Genomic DNA, 23,312 nt, shown 5'->3' with positions numbered 1-23,312 from the left:
GTCTTTAAATAACTGCAAACTTGCTAAGTAGGCAAAGGCGATTACCTAGGAACCATTCACATTGCCAACCGCTTATGTAGCAATCCTAAATTATTTGTTAAAAATCCCCAATGGTAATATAATCGATTCTCTTCCGCTACTGCCGGTTTCTCCCCTTCTTTGGAAGTTTTACAACTCAAATGGAAGGCTGTATAAAGGAGCAGGTTTTTCTTGAATCCGTTCGGCAATCGGTCTAACCTTCTGAACCACCTCAATTAAGTAATCATAATCAGGTGCTTTAGCATTGGGGATGTATCCTGCTGATGCTGCCATGCTGCTGGAGGCAGATTCTAGTGCCTTGTGGATCTCCTGTTGTAGATTTCTCTCGACTGTTGCTCCGATCAGGATAGAACCGCTGGGAATTTTATGAGAATCTATATATAAAATCCGGAACCTGGTCTGACTATAGTCTAGGCGGTAGCGTTCCAACTCTTCTAAAGACAAAGCTCCAGCCACTACCTCCTCAGAGGCAATCCACTCTAAGACTTGTTTTGGTGTGGGGGCAAAACGCACTTCTGCTAGGGTCAGACCGTAGAGATTGTAGATGGGCAGATAATATCCTGTGGCAGAACCGGGTTGACCTAAAGCAATGACTTTACCCCCTAGTTCAGTCAAGTCTTGGATGGGGCTTTCCCTTTCTACTACGATGACTGAGCGTGACTTTTTCACTCCTTCGAGAGCTAGCACTGGTATGTACTGTGCCTCAGCAATGGCGATGGCTGCTAAACCAGGAGGAGCAAACACGATCGACAACTTGCTCTGCTTAATCAAATTTAGTGCTCTGCGCTCGTTGTAAATCGGTTCTAATTCTATAATCATCTTAAGTCGAGCACCAAGATATTCGATTAGCTTTGAGTATCGCTCTATAAAGCGATCGCTTTCCCCGTAACTTACGATCCCAATACTTAATTTCCCTAGCCTAGGGGTATCCGGTGAGTTACAAGCTGTCAAAATTAATATAAGATTCAACAAGAATAGACGGCGGGAAAACATAATTAATTACCTTAAGAACTAAAACAGCTGTGGCACTAATGATACTATGGGAGATGGCTAATGTTAAAAAAACTTAATTTAGGAATCAAGCTCAACTTACTATTGCTATCCATTTTTATAGGACTTGTAGTTACTGGTGGGTTGGTTTTGTCTCAACTTTTAGAAGGCTATGCGGAAAAAGTCGTAACTGACCAAGCCCTAATTCTGATCGAAACCATGGGTTCGGTGCGGGAGTATACCAATAATCAAGTGAATCCAGAATTAGCTGAACGATTAGAAAATGAAGACCGATTTTTACCTCAAACAGTACCTGCTTATTCAGCTCGGGAAGTTTTTGAAAATTTCCGTAAACGTGATAAATATCGTGATTTTTTCTATAAAGAAGCGACCCTTAATCCAACTAATCTCAGAGATAAGGCTGATAGTTTCGAGACCCAAATCGTGGAGAGTTTTCGAGAGCAGCCAGAGCTAACAGAAAAAACAGGTTTTCGCTCCCTTCCTAGTGGAAAAATTTTTTATGTTGCCCGTCCTCTCGCCGTTTCTAAAAAAAGCTGTTTACGATGCCATAGTACTCCTGAAGCCGCCCCTGCCAGCCAAATTGCTACCTACGGTGATGACCATGGTTTTGGTTGGAAGCTCGATGAAATTGTTGGTGCAAAAATTGTATCAGTGCCAGGGTTTAAAATCTTTAATTCTGCTAAGCAGTTACAGGTATTGGTGATTGGGATTATTACTGGTTTTTTCCTGGTAGCCATCTTGCTGATTAATCGTTTCCTCAAGGTATCGGTGACCAAACCTCTTAAGCAGATGGCTCAATTAGCTAAGGAAGTGAGTACTGGCAATATGGCTGGAGAATTTGACCATGATTCAGAGGACGAAATTGGTATACTCGCCAAATCTCTGAATCGGATGAAAGTTAGTTTAGAAATGGCGATGAATATGCTGAATTCAGAAAATAATTAGTAATCAAAAATTACTATAGCGGTTTTCAATTAGGTGAGAGACAAATTTTAGGGTTTTAGGGAACAGGGAACAGGGAACAGGGAACAGGGAAAAGAGAACAGAGAAAAAATCCTGTGTACCTCATTAGGCTACAAACCGCTATAATTGCTTGCTCAACTGATGGCTGAATGATTACTAATGATTACTTATAACTGACCCGATGACAGTAAACGCCGTTGAAAGTCTTGGGCATATTTTTGATTGGGAATTTGTTGAGATAAAGCTTTTACAAATTCTTGGGCGGAAGAGTTAGGATGCTGGACAAGAGTACGCTGGCAGACAATGGTAGCCATCGGACCAATTAACTCAGCAAGTTCCTTTTGGCAAAGAGCTACAAAATTGGGGTCTAGTAAATTACTATTCCGATTAGGGGCAGAAGAAATTGGCAGTGGTGTAGGACTAACCCAGGGTTGAGTTGTACTGGCTGGCCGTCTTGGGTAAAAACCATTACCGATTCTTGACTGATTGCTTTTTGTTTCTTTGGAGGCTTGGCTAGTTTTGGTATGGAAAGGTATCTTGGTGGGATACAACGAATTGTTAATATCTACTAAATGCTGATAAATTTCTTCAGCAGTTTGGGGACGCTGATTGGGTAAACGAGCCATCAGATAGTCGAGGAAATCTGCCAGTTGTGGCACAATATTCGGAACACTGTAGCGCCAGCTTAACTCATCAGTATAGGATTCATAAAATTTACTCGGGTCTTGACCAGTGAGTAGATAAACAAAGGTGCGCCCCAAAGCAAAAAAGTCTGATTGGGGGACTGCTTGACAGTTAAGCTGCTCTAATGGGGTATACCCTGCGGAAACTACCCCTGTTACCATACCAGTGGCTTTTTTGCTCACAAAGGTACCTGTGATTTCCCGGGCAGTGCCAAAGTCAATTAACACCAGTTGTCCATCTGTCCTGAGCATAATGTTAGAGGGCTTGATATCCCGATGGAAAAAGTTATGACTGTGTACTGCCTGTAAGATGGCAGCTAGCTGGATCAGCCACCGAATGGCAATTTTCTGGTCAATGGGAGCACCCCGCTTTTGGATGTATTGCTTTAGATTCAATCCTTCAATCTTTTCCATCACCAGACAATGAACTGGCTCGTCGCTGTCTCTGGGGTGGACTGTGAAGTAGGCATCAGGTTCTACTTTGGGAATGCCACTATTCTCTAGTCGGGCGAGGACTTCGGCTTCTCTTTGGAATAGTTCAATATACTTGGGACTATTCTTAATGAGAACTTTCAGAACTTTAGGGTTGCCTTGAGGATCAACAATTTCATAGGTTTTGCCAAAACCGCCACTTCCCAGTTGACTGATCACTCGATAGCGCCCTTCCAGCAACAACTCAGAATTACAACTCTGACAGAATAGTTTACTGTCAGGGTTGCGGGGATTTGAGCAGTTGGGATTAATGCACAGACTCATCAGAAGCACGCTGGTACAGGAGCAAGGTAGGAGCAGGTAAAGGACTTAGGCATCTAGTCAATAGAGTTCTAGCAACAGTCAATTTTGGCTAGGTATCTATATCTACTTATCGGCTGAGCCGTGGCAATTTATGCACCAACCATGAAACAACAAGTTATACACATGATATTTTAAAGCTGGACAGTGAAAAATTTTTCAGCATCGGTGAATGTTATTTGAACTAGCCAACCTCTGTAAGTAAGAAGACTCAGTTAAAGGAGGTTTTTTGGCCAGGTATTTTGGCAAAAGCAGAGTGGGTCTACTTCTTGGGTAAAATATCTTCAGCAAGATGGCTGCAAAGTCAAGGGCACGATTTGCTCAGTAGGATAGCCGTGGGCTGGTACGGTGCGAAACCAACGTGGGAAGTGCAACCAAATGGGAAGTGCAACCAAATCGAGTTTGCCATCGACCGGGAGAGGAGTTGCAAAATACCCAATAGCAGCAACACAAACCACTCGAAGGTGGCAAAACCTGCAAACATAGGGCGCAGTTCAACAAAGATTTGCTCGACTCGACGATCATTAGCCATAATCTAACGGGCTGAGTTTTGCTGATTCAGCCCGTTTGGAACATTCTCGTCCCTAGGCGCGATCGGGGTGTTCTTTTCTTAGGGGTAATCCAACCACTCAACCGACCACAGAACTTCGCACTGTCCAGTTTAAAGGGCTATTTGGATTTTAGGTTTCCAAGCTGACGGAATGGTGGTTTGGTTGAAGGTTGAAGGTGGTTTGGTTGAAGGTTGAAGGTGGTTTGGTTGAAGGTTGAAGGTGGTTTGGTTGAAGGTTGAAGGTGGTTTGGTTGAAGGTTGAAGGTGGTTTGGTTGAAGGTTGAAGGTGGTTTGGTTGAAGGTTGAAGGTGGTTTGGTTGAAGGTTGAAGGTGGTTTGGTTGAAGGTTTAATCACCTGTAACCTTCAACCTGTAACCTGTAACCTGTAACCTGTAACCTGTAACCTGTAACCTGTAACCTTCAACCTGTAACCTGTAACCTTCAACCTTCAACCTTCAACCTGTAACCTGTAACCTGTAACCTTCAACCTTCAACCTGTAACCTGTAACCTTCAACCTTCAACCTTCAACCTTCAACCTTCAACCTGTAACCTGTAACCTTCAACCTTCAACCTTCAACCTGTAACTTTTCTATCTTCCCGGGAATTAAGTATCCCACCGTAGGCGGTACAGTTGCAGGGGCTGGTCTTTACCTTTAACCTTAACCGGGGACATTTTTTCCAACGGTAGAGTTTTATCCCTCAGCTTGTCGAAGGTGCTTTGGGAAATTAGAATCTCTCCCTCCTGAGCAGCACTACAGATGCGGCTAGTAACATTGGTAGTGTCACCGATAGTAGCGTATTGAATCAGCTTCTGTGAACCGATATTACCTGCTGCGACTTTGCCAGTATTGAGTCCAATGTGGATTTCAATCTCTAAATTGCGCCGCTGGAACCAATCCTGATTCAGGTGAATAACTGCTCGTTGCATTGCGATCGCAGCTTGGACGGCTCGGTCAGCATCGTCCGGTTGGCAATAGGGGGCTCCCCACACAGCCAGTAAGGCATCCCCAATATATTTTTCTAAAGTGCCTTCGTATTTAAACACAATATCCTCTACCATCACCTGGAAGTACTCATTGAGCATCTCAATCACTTGGCGTGGCTTCATCCGAGAAGACATTTCGGTAAATTTACTGATGTCGGCAAACAGGGCGGTTACTTCGGTATCTATAATTTCCAAGTGGCCTTCTTCCTTGAGCTTTTTACTCACAGCTTCTGGAAAGAAAAGCTCAAATTTACTCCGCATTACTGCTTCTTCCTGCATCTTCTGGTAAAGTTGAGCATTGTCAATTGCGATCGCAGCTTGGTTAGCCAGAGCCGTCAAAAACTCCAAGTCTTCTTGAGAATAAATATTGGCTCTAGACAGATTGTCCGCATACAATACCCCAATCACTTCCTCTCTTGGTTTTAGGGGTACGCACATGGAGGCATGGATTTCTTGCTGGAGCACTGACTGGGAATTGCTGAATCGTTGGTCAATGGCAGCATCAGCAATTAAAACCCCATCCCCCTTCTCGTGTACGAAATTAGTGATTCGTTTGCTATAAAATCGCTCATGGGTGGGTATGCCTGTTCGGGAGTTGACAGCTTTTTCCTCTAGCATTCCCGTGTCTTGATTAACCATGAGGATGATTGCCCGGTCTACATTCATAATCTCGAACAGCAGGTCAAGAATTTTTCTCAACAAGTGATCAGGCTCATCGGGAGAGGAAAGTTGCTTACTCACCTCCAATAAGATTTTTAACTTGTCTACTGAGCGTTGACCTGTCTCTTGCTCTCGCAGCTTCAGGGCTGAGCCTTTATAAGTTAAACTGTCATGGTGCAGTAATTCCTGAATTTCGACACGGGTTTGTTCTGGGGATAACCTGCTGACAATCGAAAAGTTGGAATCATTATCCTTCAAGATATTTGGGGTGATTCTGTCATCATCACTCACAAATTCAAAGATTACACTGCCCAGACGTATTAAGTCTCCGTCTTTGAGCTCACACTGGTCAATTTTGGCGTCATTAACAAACGTGTGATTTAGGCTACCTAAGTCTTTTAGGATAACCCGATCATTCGTGAGTGTGAGCTGAGCATGATGACGGGAAAGACTTTTATGAATTACGGTAATACTATTATTTATTTCCCGTCCTATGGTATTGGATCCACTGCTCAATTTATAACTTTCTTGGTTATTCGGCTCTGATTTAGCAATTAAATACGGCACAATCTAACTCTCGTCATTAGTTCTTATCTCAGTTAAGTATAATCGACTAAATTATCAAACTACTAATTTAAGGTTCTAAGTAGTCGAACATAAATTTTGAGCACTGTATTAAGAAATATTACTTATACTGAAACCCTTACTGCTCCGAAGCTCCCTGCTCCGTTCGCGTTTGGCCGTAGGCCACGCGGGGCGCGTTCGCGCAGCGTCGGGCAAAGCCCAAAAGCGTGGCCCACGGCCTTAGCTCCCTGCTCCGAAGTCCTCACAGTTAACTTTAATTGTGTGAGACTACTTAGGACTAGGTTTAATGGCTAAGGGGGTTCTGACAAGCCTATTTAGCAAGGAGGTTATCAAATGCTCCTGTTGTAACTAATACCTAACACCTAATACCTAGAATTTGTGGTGTGACCTAGTTTCCTAGCTCCGCGTCAAGCACTGAGGCTGTCAACTGCTTGTATTTTACCTAATGCCTAACCCCTAATCTCTAATCCCTAATCCCTAAATGCCTAATATCATATAGCGGTTTTTAATTTGGTGAGGTACAGAGTTTCTGATTTTAGGGAATAGGGAATAGGGAACAGGGAACAGGGAATAGGGAAGAGAGAAGAGAGAAGAGGGAACAGGGCAAAAATCCTGTGTACCTCATTAGGCGAAAAACCGCTATATCGGGATAATTACCCTTAATAAAAATCTCCCCATCTCCCCATCTCCCCATCTCCCCATCTCCCCATCTCCCCACCCCTCACAGGGGTAGGTTTTTTACATTTGGGTAAAACATGGGACGACTCAGAGGAAGAGGAAAAGAAAAACAACGAACAAATGATGATTTTAACGACAAATTAAGTATATTTTCTTATCCCCCACACCCTACACCCTACACCCTACACCCCACACCTGACGTCTTTGTAAAAAACATACCCTTGAAAGTCTCCCCACCCTCCCTCTAATTATGGGTATTCAACCTGACTTGATCTAATCCCTAACCCCTAAGCTCTAATCCCTATAATTTGGTTGATAACTGTTTTAAAAACTGGTGAGATAAATTTCGTGGTAGTAGGAGAAAACTTGATATTAGGTTAACACTTGCAAGACTGGTAGTTTCCCTCGGCAATGGGTTGACGCTTTTTAAAAGTGTATCAAACTATTAAGCCATTTTGGCCAAAATAAGTCATAGTGAAAATACTTAGTTATAATCGAAGAATTGGAAGTACTATCCCCATTGGGGGGAGGAGGAAGCCATGGGGATCGCTACAGTTAACCCAGCAACCGGGGAAACCATCAAAACCTTTGAGCCAGAGAGTCCGTCGTCCATTGCCACCAAGCTAGGAGTTGCCCAACAGGCTTTTGAGCAATACTGCCAAACATCAATGGAGCAAAGAGCAGAGTGGCTAAACGCAGCGGCGGAGATTGTAGAGCGGGATCGAGTCAAATTCGGCGAGCTGATGACCACGGAGATGGGAAAACCCCTCAAAAGTGCGATCGCAGAAGCGAAAAAATGTGCTTTGGTTTGTCGGTACTACGCTGAACACGCACCTGAATTCCTCGCAGATGTCCCAGCCTCTACCGATGCCACCCAAAGCTTTGTGCGCTACCAACCTCTAGGAGTAATTCTAGCAGTAATGCCCTGGAATTTTCCATTTTGGCAAGTCTTCCGTTTTGCTGCTCCAGCATTGATGGCGGGAAATGTGGGGTTGCTCAAACACGCCTCTAATGTGCCTCAATGCGCCTTAGCCCTTGAGCAAATCTTTGCTGAAGCAGGATTCCCCGAAGGGGTGTTTCAGACCTTACTGATTGGTGCTGACCAAGTAGAGGCAGTAATTCAGGATCCACGGGTCAAAGCTGCCACCCTAACTGGTAGTGAGCTAGCAGGAGCAGCTTTAGCGGCTGCGGCTGGGACACAAATCAAGAAAACTGTCCTGGAACTAGGGGGAAGTGACCCGTTTATTGTCCTAGAAAGTGCCGATTTAGAAGCAGCAGCTACTACGGGTGTGACTGCTAGGATGCTCAATAACGGTCAATCGTGTATTGCAGCGAAACGGTTTATTGTGGTGGACGCAGTAGCCGATGACTTCCAGCAACGCCTACTGGACAAATTCCAAGCCCTGAAAGTGGGAGATCCGATGGCGGAAGATACGGATATTGGTCCGTTGGCAACCCCTGGTATTCTTAGAGACTTAGACCAACAGGTACAAGCCTGCATTGAACAAGGGGCAAAGGTTCTTATCGGTGGCCATCCTTTAAGCGATCGCACTGGTAACTTCTACCCCCCCACAATTCTAACTGACTTCCCAGCAGGCACTCCAGCTGATAACGAAGAATTTTTTGGCCCTGTTGCCCTATTGTTTAGAGTTCCGGATATTGATGCTGCTATTAAGCTTGCCAATTCCACAGTATTTGGATTAGGAGCCAGTGCCTGGACCACCAATGAGGAGCAAATCCCCAGGCTGATTGATGAACTTGAAGCTGGAGCAGTCTTTATCAATGGCTTAGTCAAATCCGACCCCCGTTTACCCTTCGGTGGGATCAAACGTTCTGGCTATGGGCGAGAACTAAGCATTCAAGGGATACATGAGTTCGTAAACATCAAAACTGTTTGGGTGAAGTGAAAATTCTAGGTATTAGGCTAAAACCATTAGTAAGCATTCAGCTATCAGCTATCAGCTATCAGCCTATGCGCTACGGGCACGCTACTTGAGGTGCTATCAGCCGTGCTTATGGGTCAAGTCCCAGCGTCGAAGGCTGTGCCACACTAGTTGAGGTACTTTTGAATAAAATAAGCTGACAGCTGACTGCTGACTGCTGAATGCTTACAACCATTAGCCTAATACCATTAGCCTAATACCATTAGCCTATAGCAATTCTATTTAAATCCTGAACAGTGACAGTTACTACTGACGGATTCTCCGACTCAGGAATCAGGAATCAGGACTCAGAACTATTCTTAAAATTAACCTTGTTGGTGAAGCTATCTGTGTATCCGTCTCTATCCCTGTGGTGCTGGTGAAGGGGAAAATAAAAAGTTTTTCTGTAACATTTTTAACTTTTTTCTATCAACTTTTTACTGTTAACTTTTATTAAAGTTACCCAGATAGAAGCCAGAATGGCCATACAACTCAGTACTCTGCTTCTTTCATGGTTATCAAAAGTCACTTCTGAGAAATTGGCATACACCGGATATCAAATGCTAAATCTTTTGTCATGAACTAATAACAAATATGGACGAAGGCTAATATAAAAAGCTAAAAAGGAATCTCAAAATAAATCTAGAAATTATTTTTTACAATCAAAGATTATTTTGATACCAAAACCATATATATACCAGGGATGATTAGATATGGGTGACATGAATACCGCTGAACTATTGGTACATTGCTTAGAAAACGAAGGAGTCGAGTACGTTTTTGGACTACCTGGAGAAGAAAATCTCCATGTTCTAGAAGCTCTTAGACATTCTTCAATTCAATTTATTACCACTCGTCATGAACAGGGAGCAGCCTTTATGGCAGACGTTTACGGACGGCTGACAGGAAAGGCTGGAGTTTGCCTGTCTACCCTTGGTCCAGGGGCAACTAACTTAATGACTGGGGTTGCTGATGCCAATTTGGATGGAGCTCCCTTAGTAGCGATCACTGGTCAGGTGGGAACAGACCGGATGCATATTGAGTCCCACCAGTACTTGGATTTGGTGGCAATGTTTGCTCCAGTGACTAAGTGGAACCGGCAAATTGTTCGCCCTGACACGACAGCAGAAATTGTCCGTAAAGCGTTTAAACTCGCTCAGACCGAAAAACCAGGAGCGGTACACATAGATTTGCCAGAAAACATTGCGGCTATGCCAGTCAATAGCCAACCCCTAGGCAAAGATGGTCGGGAAAAAACCTTTGCGTCTTTCCGTAGTTTGGGTAAGGCAGCTGTGGCAATTTCTAAGGCGAAAAATCCCCTAATCTTGGCGGGTAATGGCGCAATTCGTGCTGGTGCTGCTGAAGCCCTAACCCAATTTGCCACCCGGATGAATATTCCAGTGGTCAATAGCTTCATGGGTAAAGGGTGTATTCCTTACACTCATCCCCTGGCCTTGTGGACCTTGGGATTACAACAACGGGACCACATCACCTGTGCTTTTGAGCAATCGGATTTGGTGATTGCGGTGGGATATGATTTGATTGAATATTCTCCGAAAAAGTGGAATCCAGAGGGCAAGATTCCCATTATTCATATCGGTGCCAGTCCAGCAGAAATTGATAAAAGCTACATTCCTTTAGTGGAGGTAGTGGGAGATATTTCTGACTCTCTCAAGGAAATTATGAAGCAGGGAGACCGGGAAGGTAAACCGATACCATCCGCTGCTGAACTGCGGTCCGAAATCCGAGAAGACTACGAACAGTATGCTAATGATGAAGGCTTTCCTATCAAGCCGCAAAAACTGATCTATGACCTACGCCAGGTCATGGAACCAGAAGATATTGTGATCTCTGATGTAGGAGCTCACAAGATGTGGATGGCTCGTCAGTACCATTGTGATTGTCCTAATACCTGTATCATCTCTAATGGTTTCGCAGCGATGGGGATTGCTTTGCCAGGAGCAGTAGCGGCTAAGCTGGTTTATCCGGATCGGAATATCGTGGCAGTCACTGGTGATGGGGGCTTTATGATGAATTGCCAGGAACTTGAAACAGCACTCAGAGTAGGGACTGCCTTTGTGACACTGATTTTCAATGATGGTGGCTATGGCTTGATTGATTGGAAGCAACAAAATCACTTTGGTGAGTCGGCCTTCGTGAATTTTGGCAATCCAGATTTTGTCAAATTTGCTGAAAGTATGGGACTAAAAGGCTATCGTGTCAATTCAGTGGATGAGTTGATTCCTATCCTAGAAGAAGCATTAGCTCAAGATGTGCCTGCAGTGATTGATTGTCCGGTGGACTATGGCGAAAACCTACGCTTTAGCCAAAAGACTGGTGATTTAACTTGCAAGATTTAACGCTATTTGGATTGGAGGTTGGAGGTTGGAGGTTGAAGGTTGTTGAAGGTTGAAGGTTGGAGGTTGAAGGTTGAAGGTTGAAGGTTGAAGGTTGAAGGTTGAAGGTTGAAGGTTGGAGGTTGAAGGTTGGAGGTTGTTGAAGGTTGAAGGTTGGAGGTTGAAGGTTGGAGGTTGAAGGTTGAAGGTTGAAGGTTGGAGGTTGGAGGTTGCAGGTTGCAGGTTCTAATCTTCAAGTTGTGAAGCATCAACAGTGAATAATTTTCAACCTACCCTACAAGGGATGCCAAGGGCAAACAACCGGTTAACCTTCAACTGGTTAATCTTCAACAGTGAAGAACCTTCAACCGGTTAACCTTCAACCTATTAACCTTCAACTTGTTAACCTTCAACTGCTTAACCTTCAACCTGTTAACCTTCAACTGGTTAACCTTAAACAAACCTTTGCGCCACAATGGCGAGACAGCAGGAATTTATATAGTTATCTTATTAAATACAACTAGGTTGGTTTAAACAACCAATCATTGCATCAATCAATTTGGCACTAGAGAGTTGATCCAGTAAGAATAGGTGAAGGATTTTACTCTGGATTGGCAAAGTCTACTTTACCCTTCACCAAACCTCTAGGGTTTAGGAACAAAACTCTTCCTAACTGGGAAGGAAAACTGCTTTACTGGCTGCGGAAAAAATAACTAAGCTTTGGGCGATATATATAGCACTACGCATTAAGCTGAGGACATTTATAAAAGCTGAAAAGCTGTTATAGTAAACTCTTGCCTTTTGCCTTTTGCCTTTTGCCCTTGCGCGTAGCGCTATATATGATTGCCCTGATGTTGAATGCCTAACCATAATGGTCATTACTGGATCGATTCTCTAGAGCTAATTTCACCCAAATTAAACCTTTTGAAAAGGGAGAGTACTCAATATGGATGAGATGGAAATTTATAATCAGCGTCCTGCTGGTTCGGCTCTGTTTTCAACTTCCGAAGGCTTCATGGATTCTATCAAAGATTTGGACTTCATGACAGATGTGTCGGAAGATCAGCTCGACAAGATTGAAGGAGGCAGCGACAGCGGACGCCGCCGCGTTGTTGACCCCAAAGGCTTTGTCGGCGGAGGCCAGCCTATTATCATTAGTAATGACGTGGACTTGGAAGGGATTGCGATCGCTAAGAACGGTGGTACTGCAATCGTTAACCAAAACGTTAACATTTTCAACAAATTTATCATCATACTTCCAGGCTTCTTTAAGAAGCGTGGTGGTAGCTCTAGCTAATACCAATTCACGGTTTTAGTTGCTACGAATACATCCTGGTTAAAGGGAATTTGGAATGGGTGATTCCGTTCTTGATGCAGTCGCTCATGGGGGAAACCCCCAAGACCGCGCTGCATCGCTTTACAATTGTCCATTCCAAATTACCAATTACCCTCTGATAGGACTAGAATTATCCTGGCTTTATTTCTCACTATTTAAAGGTTGCAGGTTCTAATCTTCCAGTTGTGAACCCTCTTTTCCGGTGATCCGCTGTTCCGGTGATCCGCTGTGCCCTCAACAGTGAATAACTTTCAACCTACCCTACAAGGGATGCCAAGGGCTAACAAGCGGTTAACCTTCAAGTAAGCATTCAGCTAATGCGCTACTTGAGATGCTACTTGAGGTGCCGTCAGCCGTCAGCTAATCAACGGTCGGTAGTAAACAAGTTTAAGGTGCTGGTACGGCTGTTTGAAAATCCCTGCTCGTTTTACTCATCCGACCCCGTAGAGTTAAAGGGCCTGCTAGCACCTCAAGTAGCAGCATCTGTAGCGCTAATCGCTGACCGCTGATAGCTGATAGCTGACGGCTAAATACTTACACTTTCAACCGGTTAACCTTAAACTTGTTAACCTTAAACTTGTTAACCTTAAACAAACCTTTGGGCCACAATGGCGAGACAGCAGGAATTTATATAGTTATCTTATTAAATACAAGTAGGTTGGTTTAAACAACCAATCATTCCATCAATGAATTTGGCACTAGAGAGTTGATGCAGGAAGAATAGGTGAAGGATTTTACTCTGGATTGGCAAAGTCTACTTTACCTTTCACCAAACCTGTAGGCTTAGGGAAACTGCTTTACTGGCTGCAGAAATAATAACTAAGCTTTGGGCGATATATATAGCACTACGCATTAAGCTGAGGACATTTATAAAAGCTGAAAAGCTGTTATATTAAACTCTTGCCTTTTGCCTTTTGCCTTTTGCCCTTGCGCGTAGCGCTATATATGATTGCCCTGATGTTTAATGCCTACCCATAATCGTCATTACTGGATCGATTCTCTAGAGCTAATTTCACCAAAGTTAAACCTTTTAAAAATGGAGAGTACTCAATATGGATGAGATGGAAATTTATAATCAGCGTCCTGCTGGTTCCGGTCTATTTTAAACTTCTGAAAGCTTCATGGATTCCATCAAAGATTTGGATTTCATGACAGATGTGTCGGAAGATAAGCTCGACAAGATTGAAGGAGGTCAAAACAAGGGACAACCCACCGTTATTGATCCCAAAGACTTTGGCGGCGCAGGCCAGCCTATTATCATTAGTAGTGACGTGGACTTGAAAGGGATCGCGATCGCTAAGGACGGTGGTACTGCAATTGTTGACCAAGACGTTATTATTAACCAAATTTTCTTAGTATCTCCAGACTTCTTTAAGAAGCGTGCTGGTACCACTACCTGATCGCTATTTACGCTTTTAATTGCTACGAATACATCCTGGTTAAAGGGAATGGGTAATGGGTAATTTCGTTAAAAATGCCCATTACATTCTTAAAAAGAACCATCTTATAAAACTAGGATTATCTTGGGTTTAGTTATCACATGTTAGTTGGAAGTCGTAGTTTTTAATGACTTTTTTATTAAGCTATCAAAACGTTTTTCAGTATCTATTCGAAGAGGGGATTTGTGAAGCAAATCAGGAATCTCTGCTCCAGATTGAAGCAAAATCCTGTAAAAACTTTAATTTGCTGGTGAGTTTGACTGAGGATCGCTATCTTCTGATTAAGCAAGAGCGTCACGATCATGAAGGGAAAACTAATGGTGATTTTTGGTACGAATGGCTTTTTTATGAGTTTTTACAGGAGTTTCCAGAGCTTAGCTCTATTCGCCCACTAATATCTGAGGCGATTCATTTTGATTCAAGTCGCTCAATTCTGGTTTTTAACTATCTTAATGACTATTGTGATTTAGCCTATTTTTATAGTAAAGAGCAGGTTTTTCCTACTGATATCGCTAGCCAGATCGGAGCTACTATAGCCACAATCCATCGCACGACTCTAGACTGTCAGAAATATAAAGATTTCTTGAACTCTAATTCTAAACAGCTACCGATTGACGAAGAGGTTGACTTTCTTGAAAGGTTAGAACGAATTGAACCAGAAGTTTTTGGGATCTATTCTGAAGATTCTCTGGAATTCTTTAGACTTTATCAGCGCTACGAGAGTTTAGGGCAAGCCCTCGCAGAACTTAACGAAACTTGGGACCCTTGCTGTCTGATCCACAATGACCTAAAACTGAAAAACATATTACTGCACCTTGAGTGGGAGCAATGCCTCTCCACAAACAAGCCAGAAGCGACAAGCATTGTTAGACTAATTGATTGGGAGAAATTCACTTGGGGTGATCCGAGCTTAGATTTAGGAACCATTATCGCTAGCTATCTACAAATTTGGCTGAGTAGCTTGGTGATCAGTACAGCAATCGATGTTGAAACTGCTTTGCGTCTAGCCGCAACTCCCCTTGAGGTAATTCAACCTAGCCTTGTTGCTCTAACTCAAGCTTATTTGGCTCACTTTCCAGAAATTATTGAGCGACGTCAGAATTTTTTGAGACGAGCGATGCAATTTGCTGGGTTTGTCTTGATCCGCAAAATTCATATAAAGATCAATAACCTCAAACCCTTTGACAACAGAGGTATCTGTATGCTTCAGGTTGCTAAGACCTTGTTATGCCATCCAGAGCAATCAATCCTGATTGTTTTTGGCATCACAGAATCTGAACTTACTTGTCCTAGCCGTATTCCTGCCTAATATCAAGTCCGGTTGAATACCGATAATAAAAGTGTGGGGAGATGGGGAGATGGGGAGATGGGGAGATTTTTATTAAGGGTAATTATCCGGACATCATATAAGTCCTAAGGTTTTGATTATGCAATTACTGGATACTCTACGAAATCAACGACTGGATTCTTCTATACCTGGACTGCTGGATGTTTTTTCTGACATTCTTAGCAACGTTCAGATTCAATCTAATTTCTATATTACTCATCCAGAATACAAACCCCTGGAACTTCCAGATGAAGTGGTAGCTCGTTTTCAGCAACTACCCTTAAAGATCCAGAATAGGTATCTGAGCCTGCAACTGCGAACGTTTCTCTACCGTATCTACTACAACGGGTCTTATCAAACTACTCTTCCAGCGGATCACAATTCAAATGGTTGGGCAGTTGACGAGGATTTGGAGAACAATACCGTAAGGGGGCTTAACCTAGAGTTTTGCCAGCGATTGTGTGAAAGTAATCACTCTCAAGGCTACTTTGATCCAGGCTGGTTAGTGCTAAGGCAGGAAAGTGATGGTAGTCTAGCTGTGGAAAAGAAGGGTCTAATTCTGCACATTAGGCCAGATTTCCATTTACAACCGATTGATAGGGCTGCTACTATAGGTAGCTTAGTGGCAATCCGGATGCCCCCTAATTTAGTTCAAAACGGATTCTATGTAGCGGTTGGGAATGCTGGTCGAGTTAATCCTTGTAATTCAGATGGTGACCACCAGACAGTAAATGTCTATTTTAATCTGAGTCCTGAAGGTGCAGTTGCTGTTATGAAAACTATCACTGAGGGATTGAACCGAGTCAAAATTCCTTTCACGTTTAAGGTGCTATACAATCCTTCTGACTACGGGCGTTATGATTCAGGGATTCTGTGCTTTGAAAAGGGCAATTATAAAACAGTTAAACCCATCCTTAAGACTGTTTATGCTCAACACAAATCCCATTTTATGCAAGGGGTGCCTCTGTTTACAAAGCAGCTGTTACCAGGACTGGCTCTATCAGAAGAACCTGATTATAAATTTACGCCTAAAGAAGATTTTGGCATGAATCGCTGCCAAATTGTTGCTAATGCGTTACTAGAAGCTTGGCTACAAGGTCACGACTCTCCAGAAGGTCGGATGAATTTTATCCTCCACAACTTTTCTTTGCTTGGAATTGATATGAAGCGTCCCTACTTGAATGCTAACTCGAAAGATATTTATTAAAGATTTTGTAAGCTATTAGCTATCAGCTATAGCAAAGGGAACAGGGAGCAGGGAGCAGGGAGTAGGGAACAGGGAACAAACATTCTCTCAATTGATTTAGGATTGCTATATTTATATCAATATTGATAATAATGCTGCCTGATTGATTCTTGCGTTTACCCTGCCTGGCAGCCTTGTGATGGAGTTCATTCACCAAGTGCTGGATTTTGATCACCATCCTCCTGGCAGCTCTCCTCATTCGACGTTTTTGCTTCCCCCTAGTTTTACTGATTTTTGAGATTAGATTGTCTAAATGTTGGCATAAACGTTGAATCCGAGAAAAGTCCCCATGGCCAATTTTGCCAACAGAAGTCTCGCTAAAAAATGTCAAAAAGGTTCTAACACCGGGGTCTAAGGCAACTACTCTACCTTGGTTTTCGGCTTTTATTTGAGTTGTCTTGTAGGAAACTACTAAATAATAATTCCCGTTGGTGCTAGTCAATCGACAATCACAAATGTTCTCGGGAAGTGCCTCAGCAAAAGTTAATTCACCTAATTTTGTGTGGTAAATCCCTTTGGTTGAAACAGCCGACTTAGGAATATAGCAAGATTGAACGGGATTCTTACGAGACGTAAATCTAACCCGATTAATCTGTGCCGTTTTTTTGTACTTTTTCTTGGCCTCCGGAGACGAAACCTTAGGATAGTGGAGCCTTAATCAATAAGTTTTAACCCTTATCTGCATAGCCTGCCAACTATAAAGGCTCCACTATCCTTGCGGTAACTTCTGACCCTGACGGCGGTACAAGCATCCTTTATCGCTATCGATTTTATTTGATAAGGCACTGTCTTGCACCACTCGGGTAGGTCATTTAATATCCCAGTTTTGATGGCTTTCCAGTTGGCCTTAACCTCGCCATCTGTTCGCGTAGCGGCTCCTACGGAGCAAAGTATCTTGACGGTTTTATTGAAAACGTAACGGGACACTCCAAACCACTGACGAACCATTGCTCGTTGTTCAGGGTTTAGGAACACTCGAATCTTCTTTGATTTTTTGGCCGTATTTTCGGAGTCCGTGGATGTGGCAGGAGAAGACGTGAATTATGGAGAGAAGATCTGTTGTAAGCTCTGATTCTGGACAACTTTCAGGCTGTTCGAGAACCAGGATTTTTCCACCGTTGAGACTGACCAAGTACTCAATGAGTTCAAACCCGAATCGGGTAAGTCGGTCTCGACAGGCAACAACAAGCGTGAGCTGATCTCCGCGCATAAGTCGTTCCAGTATGGCTCGAAGCCCTTTTCTTTTGTAGTTGAGTCCTGAACCGATGTCTTTGACGATCTCCGCTTCTGGAAAAAGGGAATGCATGTAAGCGATTTGTCTGGCGAGGTCGTCAAATTGTTTGTTACTACTGACCCGACAGTAGCAGATAGTTGCTGATCTCCGTGATTGTCGTCCAAGACTAAGCAAGCTTTCCGTATCAAAAAGTCTAGTGCCGCCTGGTGTTTTTTCGCATCTGATCGTGCCATTGTCCGCATACTTCCTCAATGTGTTCCTAGAGAGTCCCGTAAGTTCGACCGCCTTACGGAGTGGTACGAGTGTCATTGCTTTAATCTACCAATTAGTTGTAGATTTTGCAAGATTAATAGACACTTTTAGTAACTGTCACAATCCCTCATAAAACCATCCCTTTATCAAGGATTTCTTGATAATTCTTTAAAAACTCCTCAATCCCTTGCTGTTATTACTAGTTAGGACTTTTTAGTCCATCAGAGCACCCCAGGAAAATTTTTTAGGGAGAAGCGATAGATACACCTTCATTAGGTTTTCACGAAATAATTTATTTGTCAAGGATTTCTTGATAACTGTTTACAAACTCCTCAAACCATTGCTGTGATTGGTTTTTGGAAATTTGGAACTTTTGATTCGATCAGAGCATCCCAGGAAAATTTTTGATGGAGAAGCTATAGATACACCTTCTTTAGGTTTTCATGAAATAATTTATTTGTCAAGGATTTCTTGATAACTGTTTACAAAATGCTCAAACTCTTGCTGTTATTGCTATTTGGAAGTTTCTAGTCCATCAGAGCATCCCAAGACAATTTTTGAGAGAGAAACGATCGAGATCCTGTCTGTTAGACATTCAGAAAACTCTCCCTTTGTCAAGGATTTATTGATAACTCTTTACAAAAGTTATCAATAGACTTCGCGGCAGTTGTCAGGAGATAGGAGACAGGAGACAGAAAACAGTAACAATAATTGACGAAAACAGTATCAAAAAAATACTTTTGCAAGAGGTCTAATAAATTTGAAGAAGGTGGGTTACGGCGCTCAGAACTCCCAGGGCTTGCGCGTTCACCCTTAGCTTTGAGAAAGTGCGGGGTCGCACCGCTCCCGACTCCCGACTCCCGACTCCCGACTCCCGACTCCCGACTCCCGACTCCCGACTCCCTCAACAACAAGGTACTTCGTCCAATTGATAAATACTATTAAAGCTAGATCATCTGCTCGATCACAAGAAAATCCTGTTCTATCTCAGCCGAGAGAGACTTATTGTAGGGGTCAGTCTTGAGGGCTTTTCTGAGATAATTTCTAGCTTGATCGAGCTTGTGCTGTTTAAGCAAGTGTCTTCCCCAACTTTGATAAGCGATCGCTTGCCACTGACGCACTTCTGGGTCTTGGGGCATTCTTTGAGCCAAGGCTTCTACTAATGCGATCGCTCTAATCAACCGTCGCTCCCGAAGCAATTGCTGGAGTTGATGATAGGAATCCCACTTCAGCTGTTGTTCAACTGCTGAGAGGGGTTGATTGGACTCAACGGATGGTGGCTTAGGCGTGACCCAAGTTGAGGTTGGGGGAGGTGAGTCCCCAGGCTGATTACTGTGATTACCAAAACTAGTGGCGGAGGTTAAGACTGGTTCACGGTCAGACTCATCAATAGCAGTGAGGAGAAGCTTATAAGCCTCCGTAAACCGAATAAACTTTTCTTGGGCAAGCTTGTCTCCAGGGTTAATATCAGGATGATACCGACGTGCCAGACGCCGATAAGACTCCTTTACTTCAACCTGCTTCGCTCCTGGACCTACACCCAATAAGCGATAACAATCAGCCAGATTCATCAATGGGATAAGCAATCAATAAGCGTTGAGACAGACTTATGTATTTCCTATATATAGAGTACCCTGCTGAATAATGTAACTACTTTTCCCTTTATAATACTTGATCACCAGATCATCAAACAGCCCTTACTTACCAAGACGGTTACAACGGGGTTTCTAGTTATAAATCAAAGTGTAATTAGGGTTAATAACCGCCTTGGCAGCGTAAGTCCTGATCAAATTTACCAGAGCAATACTCTAGGGTGCTCTCTGGTCAATGACTTGGTCAATCAAGCCATACTCCTTGGCTTCATCAGCTGACATGAAAAAGTCCCGATCCATGTCTTTTTCGATTTTCTCTAGGGCTTGACCAGTATTTTGGGCGTAGATTTCATTGAGTTGATGGCGGATCCGCAAAATTTCTCTAGCTTCAATCTCAATATCCGTAGCTTGTCCACGGGTTCCCCCAGAGGGTTGGTGAATCATAATCCTGGAGTGAGGCAAAGCTATTCGTTTTCCTTTTTTACCTGCAGCTAGCAGGAAAGACCCCATGGAAGCAGCTAGACCAACACAAACGGTGACTACATCGGATTTGATATGCTGCATGGTGTCATAAATAGCCATGCCTGCGGTGACTGAACCACCAGGAGAGTTTATGTAGAGGATAATATCTTTGCTATTATCTTCAGAGTCGAGATATAGCATTACCGCAATGATCTGGTTGGTGATTTCGTCATCAACCTCTTTGCCTAGAAAAATAATCCGTTCCCGGTAGAGACGGTTGTAGATGTCAATCCACTCAGTATACTGACTGCCTGGCATCTGGTAGGGAACTTTGGGCACACCAATTGGCATAATTTGCTCCGAGTTATTAATAGATTATGGAAAAGGGCATGTAAAGATTGATCAATTTCATGTTAGCTATCAGCTATCAGCTATCAGCCGTCAGCCTAAGCGCTACGCGCACGCTACGGGAACAGCTATCATGCTAATCAACGGGAGGTAGTAAACAAGCATCGGGGGCGCTGATACGGCTGGTTGAAAATCCCTGCTGGTTTTACTCATCCGAATAAGCTGATAGCTGATAGCTGATAGCTGATTGCTGATTGCTGATTGCTGATTGCTTACGAATTAAGTAATACCAGCAGGAATCTGACTATCAACCTCTTGAGGTTCTAGCACCCTGTCGATCAGACCATACTCTTGGGCTTGGTGAGGTGTCATGTAAAGGAACCGATCCATATCTTTGGCAATTTTTTCTTGGTCTTGACCGGTATTGCGAGACAAGATATCCAGCATCGTCCTCTTATTGGTCAGAACTTCTTGAGCGCGAATTTGGATATCCGTGGCTTGACCCTGGGCATAACTCCTGGGCTGATGTAGGACAATAGTGGCATTGGGTAAACTTGCCCGACAGCCTTTAGTTCCTGCGGAGAGGAGCATTGCTGCCATCCCGAGGGCTGAACCAATACAAATGGTGTGGATAGGGGGCTTGATGTAATTTATGGTGTCACAGATGGCAAAAGCTTCGGTTTCAAAACCCACGGGTTGGCCATCGTAACGGGATGTGCCGGTGGAATTGATGTAAATTTTAATTGGCTTGTCCGGGTCGTCGTACTGTAAATACAGCAGTTCGGCAATAATTAATTCAGTTACCGCACTCACCAAGGGCATACCCAAATATACAATCCGCTCACTTAACAACAGTGAGGGTAAGTCTGGTGGCGGTGTGCGGTAGGCAGGTCTACCATAGTAGGTAGATTGAACAGCCTGGATGGGTCGTTTCATGATATTTGGGGCTGCAATAATGGCACTATCTTTAACCAGTGTAGCTTGCCATACTTTCTTCGTGATTTTCTTCGTGCCGGTTAGCCCCCGAAAGGTAAAAACTGTAACATGGGGGAAAACTGCCTTATATGGGGTTATTGTAAGCAGCTCAATGGCTCGACCCATCTTGGCTGATGCCCCTACACCGATTATCAATTACCCTTGCTGCTTGAGGAGCTATCTAAAATGAAAGTTGGTTTGCACCCAGCCCTTAACGATACTAATATTGATGCTAATCAACCGAGTAGTCAGCGTCAGTTATCCATGGCGATTTCTGCGATCGCTGCTTCCTCCAGTCGAAATGTACCGTTGAATTTGTGTCTGGTACTCGACCACAGTGGCTCCATGCATGGACAGCCCCTGGAAACTGTCAAGCAAGCAGCAGTGGGGTTAATTGAGCGCCTGCAACCGGATGACCGCCTCTCGATTGTGGCCTTTGACCACAGAGCAAAAGTGCTGGTTCGCAATCAACCGATGGGCAACCTAGACCAAATTAAACGGAAGATTAACCGACTTGCGGCTGATGGGGGTACCGCCATTGATGAAGGTCTAAAGCTAGGGGTTAAAGAATTAATTAAAGCTAAACAAGACACGGTATCTCAGGTGTTTCTCCTCACTGATGGGGAAAACGAACATGGAAATAATGAAAGCTGCTTAAAATTAGCTGAACTGGCTGCTGAAAATAACTTGACCATCAACAGTCTGGGATTCGGTGCCAACTGGAACCAAGATATTTTGGAAAAAATTTCGGATATTGCTACTGGTAGCTTGTCTTACATTGAAGAACCAGAGCAAGCCCTGAGTGAGTTTGCACGTTTGTTCAACCGCATGCAGTCTGTTGGCTTAACTAATGCTTATCTGTTGTTGGATTTAATGCCAAAAGTGCGGTTAGCAGAACTCAAACCCATCGCCCAAGTAGAACCAGATGCGATTGAACTCCCAGCACAATCAGAAGGCAATCGCTTTATGGTACGTTTGGGAGATTTGATGACTGATTCACAACGGGTGATTCTCGCTAACTTGTATGTTGGTAAAATGCCAGAGGGTCGTCAAACCATTGCCCATGTACAAGTCAAATATGATGACCCATCCAGTGGTGCCCAAGAGTTACTCTCGGAAATCGTGCCAGTCCAGGCAAATTTCCAGCAGGTTTATCAACCAGTTCCCAATCCTGAGGTACAGAAGCATATTCTAGCTTTAGCTAAATATCGTCAGACTCAAATTGCGGAAACCAAATTACAGCAGGGCGATCGCGTCGGGGCTGCCACCATGTTACAAACTGCGGCAAAAACCGCTATCCAGATGGGGGATAAAGGAGCCGCAACGGTACTGCAAACCAATGCTACGATCTTGCAAACTGGGGAAGACCTCTCAGAAGCTGATCGTAAGAAAACCAGAATTGTGTCTAAGACTCTGTTGCAGGAGTGACCAATTGCAGGAGTAATAAAAGGGTAGGGCATGATGGTTGCCCTCCTTTGCTCCTTTGCCAAAATATTTGCTTATACCAACAGGACTTACCCAGTCAGTCCTGTCCACACATCTTGCTATACATCGGATCAGCCGATCAACTCCTCATCATATATATAAAGGCTGACTAGGATCGGGCTGGGGGTATCCCATCTATGCCTAAAGATATATGCCGAAAGTAATAACTTAAACACTTAGACTGAAACACTTAGACTGAAACACTTAGATTTAAACAATTAAAAATAAGGATTAGCAGCCATTATTTGGTTTTATAGGCGTAATTAGCATTAATTACGCCTATTTACTGCTGTTTACTATTCACACCTTAGGCTTTTTACCTTTTTGTATGGTTTTTACACCTGAACCTGTACGGTCAACCCTACAGCCAGTCCCTGTCAAGCTATTGCAACAAAAATTTACAAAATGTTA

The 23,312-nt window shown here is 43.5% G+C and carries 22 protein-coding genes and 1 pseudogene; 10 read left to right on the top strand and 13 right to left on the bottom strand.

Translation table 11 applies throughout. The features are described 5' to 3' along the window. Window positions 1–168 precede the first annotated feature (168 nt). Window positions 169–1,032 (bottom strand): PhnD/SsuA/transferrin family substrate-binding protein, encoded by an 864-nt coding sequence (locus F6J90_RS36405; RefSeq protein WP_293105503.1) that lies wholly within the window; start codon window positions 1,030–1,032, stop codon window positions 169–171. A gap of 60 nt (window positions 1,033–1,092) precedes the next feature. Here F6J90_RS36405 and F6J90_RS36400 point away from each other — a divergent pair, with 60 nt between their 5' ends. Beyond that, window positions 1,093–1,995 carry a DUF3365 domain-containing protein gene (locus F6J90_RS36400; protein ID WP_293105500.1) on the top strand — a complete coding sequence of 301 codons (903 nt, stop codon included), beginning with the start codon at window positions 1,093–1,095 and terminating at the stop codon, window positions 1,993–1,995. A gap of 185 nt (window positions 1,996–2,180) precedes the next feature. Here F6J90_RS36400 and F6J90_RS36395 read toward each other — a convergent pair whose 3' ends face one another. The 4 genes from F6J90_RS36395 to F6J90_RS36380 all read right to left on the bottom strand — a co-directional run bounded on the left by F6J90_RS36395 (window position 2,181) and on the right by F6J90_RS36380 (window position 6,987). Further along, the gene (locus F6J90_RS36395; protein WP_293105498.1) at window positions 2,181–3,452 is read right to left on the bottom strand and encodes a serine/threonine-protein kinase; all 1,272 of its coding nucleotides are present in this window, start codon (window positions 3,450–3,452) and stop codon (window positions 2,181–2,183) included. 716 nt (window positions 3,453–4,168) lie between these two features. Beyond that, complete coding sequence (locus F6J90_RS36390) at window positions 4,169–4,393, bottom strand: hypothetical protein (protein ID WP_293105496.1); 225 nt, start codon at window positions 4,391–4,393, stop codon at window positions 4,169–4,171. 250 nt (window positions 4,394–4,643) lie between these two features. Next, window positions 4,644–6,251 carry an adenylate/guanylate cyclase domain-containing protein gene (locus tag F6J90_RS36385; protein WP_293105494.1) on the bottom strand — a complete coding sequence of 536 codons (1,608 nt, stop codon included), beginning with the start codon at window positions 6,249–6,251 and terminating at the stop codon, window positions 4,644–4,646. Between the two features lie 553 nt (window positions 6,252–6,804). Next, window positions 6,805–6,987: a hypothetical protein gene (locus tag F6J90_RS36380; protein WP_293105491.1), complete on the bottom strand. Its 183-nt coding sequence runs from the start codon at window positions 6,985–6,987 to the stop codon at window positions 6,805–6,807. A gap of 499 nt (window positions 6,988–7,486) precedes the next feature. On the opposite strand from F6J90_RS36380, the gene F6J90_RS36375 reads away from it, so the two are divergent. Beyond that, window positions 7,487–8,854, top strand: coding sequence for an NAD-dependent succinate-semialdehyde dehydrogenase (locus F6J90_RS36375; protein WP_293105488.1), 1,368 nt, complete (start codon window positions 7,487–7,489; stop codon window positions 8,852–8,854). 737 nt (window positions 8,855–9,591) lie between these two features. Further along, window positions 9,592–11,229, top strand: a complete 1,638-nt coding sequence (locus F6J90_RS36370) for an acetolactate synthase large subunit (protein WP_366513984.1) — start codon at window positions 9,592–9,594, stop codon at window positions 11,227–11,229. A 2-nt stretch (window positions 11,230–11,231) separates the two neighbouring features. On the opposite strand, the gene F6J90_RS36365 is transcribed toward F6J90_RS36370, so the two are convergent. Next, window positions 11,232–11,474 (bottom strand): restriction endonuclease, encoded by a 243-nt coding sequence (locus F6J90_RS36365; RefSeq protein WP_293105483.1) that lies wholly within the window; start codon window positions 11,472–11,474, stop codon window positions 11,232–11,234. 84 nt (window positions 11,475–11,558) lie between these two features. On the opposite strand from F6J90_RS36365, the gene F6J90_RS36360 reads away from it, so the two are divergent. Then, a complete protein-coding gene (locus F6J90_RS36360) occupies window positions 11,559–11,729 on the top strand; it encodes a hypothetical protein (RefSeq protein WP_293105480.1) in 171 nt (56 codons plus the stop codon). A 422-nt stretch (window positions 11,730–12,151) separates the two neighbouring features. Then, window positions 12,152–12,502: a hypothetical protein gene (locus F6J90_RS36355; RefSeq protein WP_293105477.1), complete on the top strand. Its 351-nt coding sequence runs from the start codon at window positions 12,152–12,154 to the stop codon at window positions 12,500–12,502. Here F6J90_RS36355 and F6J90_RS36350 read toward each other — a convergent pair. Continuing rightward, on the bottom strand, window positions 12,499–12,636 hold the full coding sequence (locus tag F6J90_RS36350; protein ID WP_293105474.1) for a hypothetical protein: 138 nt from the start codon (window positions 12,634–12,636) through the stop codon (window positions 12,499–12,501). The two genes, F6J90_RS36355 and F6J90_RS36350, sit on opposite strands and share 4 nt — an antisense overlap. 1,026 nt (window positions 12,637–13,662) lie before the next feature. On the opposite strand from F6J90_RS36350, the gene F6J90_RS36345 reads away from it, so the two are divergent. The 3 genes from F6J90_RS36345 (at window position 13,663) to F6J90_RS36335 (ending at window position 16,514) form a co-directional block, all read left to right on the top strand. Then, complete coding sequence (locus F6J90_RS36345) at window positions 13,663–13,941, top strand: hypothetical protein (protein WP_293105471.1); 279 nt, start codon at window positions 13,663–13,665, stop codon at window positions 13,939–13,941. Window positions 13,942–14,107: 166 nt separating this feature from the next. Next, window positions 14,108–15,289, top strand: coding sequence for a phosphotransferase (locus F6J90_RS36340; protein WP_293105468.1), 1,182 nt, complete (start codon window positions 14,108–14,110; stop codon window positions 15,287–15,289). A gap of 118 nt (window positions 15,290–15,407) precedes the next feature. Continuing rightward, window positions 15,408–16,514, top strand: a complete 1,107-nt coding sequence (locus F6J90_RS36335) for a T3SS effector HopA1 family protein (protein WP_293105465.1) — start codon at window positions 15,408–15,410, stop codon at window positions 16,512–16,514. A 163-nt stretch (window positions 16,515–16,677) separates the two neighbouring features. Here F6J90_RS36335 and F6J90_RS36330 read toward each other — a convergent pair. The 3 genes and pseudogenes from F6J90_RS36330 to F6J90_RS36320 all read right to left on the bottom strand — a co-directional run. Beyond that, window positions 16,678–17,178, bottom strand: a pseudogene (locus tag F6J90_RS36330) (transposase); the annotation flags it as partial. 50 nt (window positions 17,179–17,228) lie between these two features. After that, on the bottom strand, window positions 17,229–17,528 hold the full coding sequence (locus tag F6J90_RS36325) for a helix-turn-helix domain-containing protein (protein WP_293105462.1): 300 nt from the start codon (window positions 17,526–17,528) through the stop codon (window positions 17,229–17,231). Then, window positions 17,512–18,096, bottom strand: coding sequence for an IS607 family transposase (locus F6J90_RS36320; protein WP_293105459.1), 585 nt, complete (start codon window positions 18,094–18,096; stop codon window positions 17,512–17,514). Before F6J90_RS36320 ends, F6J90_RS36325 begins: the two co-directional genes overlap by 17 nt. A 654-nt stretch (window positions 18,097–18,750) precedes the next feature. On the opposite strand from F6J90_RS36320, the gene F6J90_RS36315 reads away from it, so the two are divergent. Further along, window positions 18,751–18,984, top strand: coding sequence for a hypothetical protein (locus F6J90_RS36315; RefSeq protein ID WP_293105456.1), 234 nt, complete (start codon window positions 18,751–18,753; stop codon window positions 18,982–18,984). Window positions 18,985–18,986: 2 nt separating this feature from the next. Here the strand turns inward: F6J90_RS36315 and F6J90_RS36310 are convergent, their stop codons facing one another. The 3 genes from F6J90_RS36310 to F6J90_RS36300 form a co-directional block, all read right to left on the bottom strand. Further along, complete coding sequence (locus F6J90_RS36310) at window positions 18,987–19,610, bottom strand: DnaJ domain-containing protein (RefSeq protein ID WP_293105454.1); 624 nt, start codon at window positions 19,608–19,610, stop codon at window positions 18,987–18,989. A gap of 237 nt (window positions 19,611–19,847) precedes the next feature. After that, window positions 19,848–20,444, bottom strand: coding sequence for an ATP-dependent Clp protease proteolytic subunit (locus F6J90_RS36305; RefSeq protein ID WP_070393421.1), 597 nt, complete (start codon window positions 20,442–20,444; stop codon window positions 19,848–19,850). 276 nt (window positions 20,445–20,720) lie between these two features. Beyond that, complete coding sequence (locus tag F6J90_RS36300; protein ID WP_293106426.1) at window positions 20,721–21,377, bottom strand: ATP-dependent Clp protease proteolytic subunit; 657 nt, start codon at window positions 21,375–21,377, stop codon at window positions 20,721–20,723. A gap of 225 nt (window positions 21,378–21,602) precedes the next feature. Here F6J90_RS36300 and F6J90_RS36295 point away from each other — a divergent pair, with 225 nt between their 5' ends. Beyond that, complete coding sequence (locus F6J90_RS36295) at window positions 21,603–22,844, top strand: VWA domain-containing protein (RefSeq protein WP_293105451.1); 1,242 nt, start codon at window positions 21,603–21,605, stop codon at window positions 22,842–22,844. The last annotated feature ends 468 nt before the right edge of the window (window positions 22,845–23,312 follow it).

The sequence above is a fragment of the Moorena sp. SIOASIH genome (assembly GCF_010671925.1).
Lineage (GTDB): Bacteria > Cyanobacteriota > Cyanobacteriia > Cyanobacteriales > Coleofasciculaceae > Moorena.
This window is presented reverse-complemented; position numbering and strand designations above follow the sequence as displayed.

Excerpts from the sequence above, each read along its gene's own strand:
- F6J90_RS36405 (WP_293105503.1), bottom strand. The coding sequence starts at position 1,032 with ATGTTTTCCCGCCGTCTATTCTTGTTGAATCTTATATTAATTTTGACA.
- F6J90_RS36400 (WP_293105500.1), top strand. The coding sequence starts at position 1,093 with ATGTTAAAAAAACTTAATTTAGGAATCAAGCTCAACTTACTATTGCTA.
- F6J90_RS36395 (WP_293105498.1), bottom strand. The coding sequence starts at position 3,452 with ATGAGTCTGTGCATTAATCCCAACTGCTCAAATCCCCGCAACCCTGAC.
- F6J90_RS36375 (WP_293105488.1), top strand. The coding sequence starts at position 7,487 with ATGGGGATCGCTACAGTTAACCCAGCAACCGGGGAAACCATCAAAACC.
- F6J90_RS36370 (WP_366513984.1), top strand. The coding sequence starts at position 9,592 with ATGAATACCGCTGAACTATTGGTACATTGCTTAGAAAACGAAGGAGTC.
- F6J90_RS36365 (WP_293105483.1), bottom strand. The coding sequence starts at position 11,474 with ATGCTTCACAACTTGAAGATTAGAACCTGCAACCTGCAACCTCCAACC.
- F6J90_RS36355 (WP_293105477.1), top strand. The coding sequence starts at position 12,152 with ATGGATGAGATGGAAATTTATAATCAGCGTCCTGCTGGTTCGGCTCTG.
- F6J90_RS36350 (WP_293105474.1), bottom strand. The coding sequence starts at position 12,636 with ATGGACAATTGTAAAGCGATGCAGCGCGGTCTTGGGGGTTTCCCCCAT.
- F6J90_RS36345 (WP_293105471.1), top strand. The coding sequence starts at position 13,663 with ATGGATTCCATCAAAGATTTGGATTTCATGACAGATGTGTCGGAAGAT.
- F6J90_RS36340 (WP_293105468.1), top strand. The coding sequence starts at position 14,108 with ATGACTTTTTTATTAAGCTATCAAAACGTTTTTCAGTATCTATTCGAA.
- F6J90_RS36335 (WP_293105465.1), top strand. The coding sequence starts at position 15,408 with ATGCAATTACTGGATACTCTACGAAATCAACGACTGGATTCTTCTATA.
- F6J90_RS36320 (WP_293105459.1), bottom strand. The coding sequence starts at position 18,096 with ATGACACTCGTACCACTCCGTAAGGCGGTCGAACTTACGGGACTCTCT.
- F6J90_RS36310 (WP_293105454.1), bottom strand. The coding sequence starts at position 19,610 with ATGAATCTGGCTGATTGTTATCGCTTATTGGGTGTAGGTCCAGGAGCG.
- F6J90_RS36305 (WP_070393421.1), bottom strand. The coding sequence starts at position 20,444 with ATGCCAATTGGTGTGCCCAAAGTTCCCTACCAGATGCCAGGCAGTCAG.
- F6J90_RS36300 (WP_293106426.1), bottom strand. The coding sequence starts at position 21,377 with ATGAAACGACCCATCCAGGCTGTTCAATCTACCTACTATGGTAGACCT.
- F6J90_RS36295 (WP_293105451.1), top strand. The coding sequence starts at position 21,603 with ATGAAAGTTGGTTTGCACCCAGCCCTTAACGATACTAATATTGATGCT.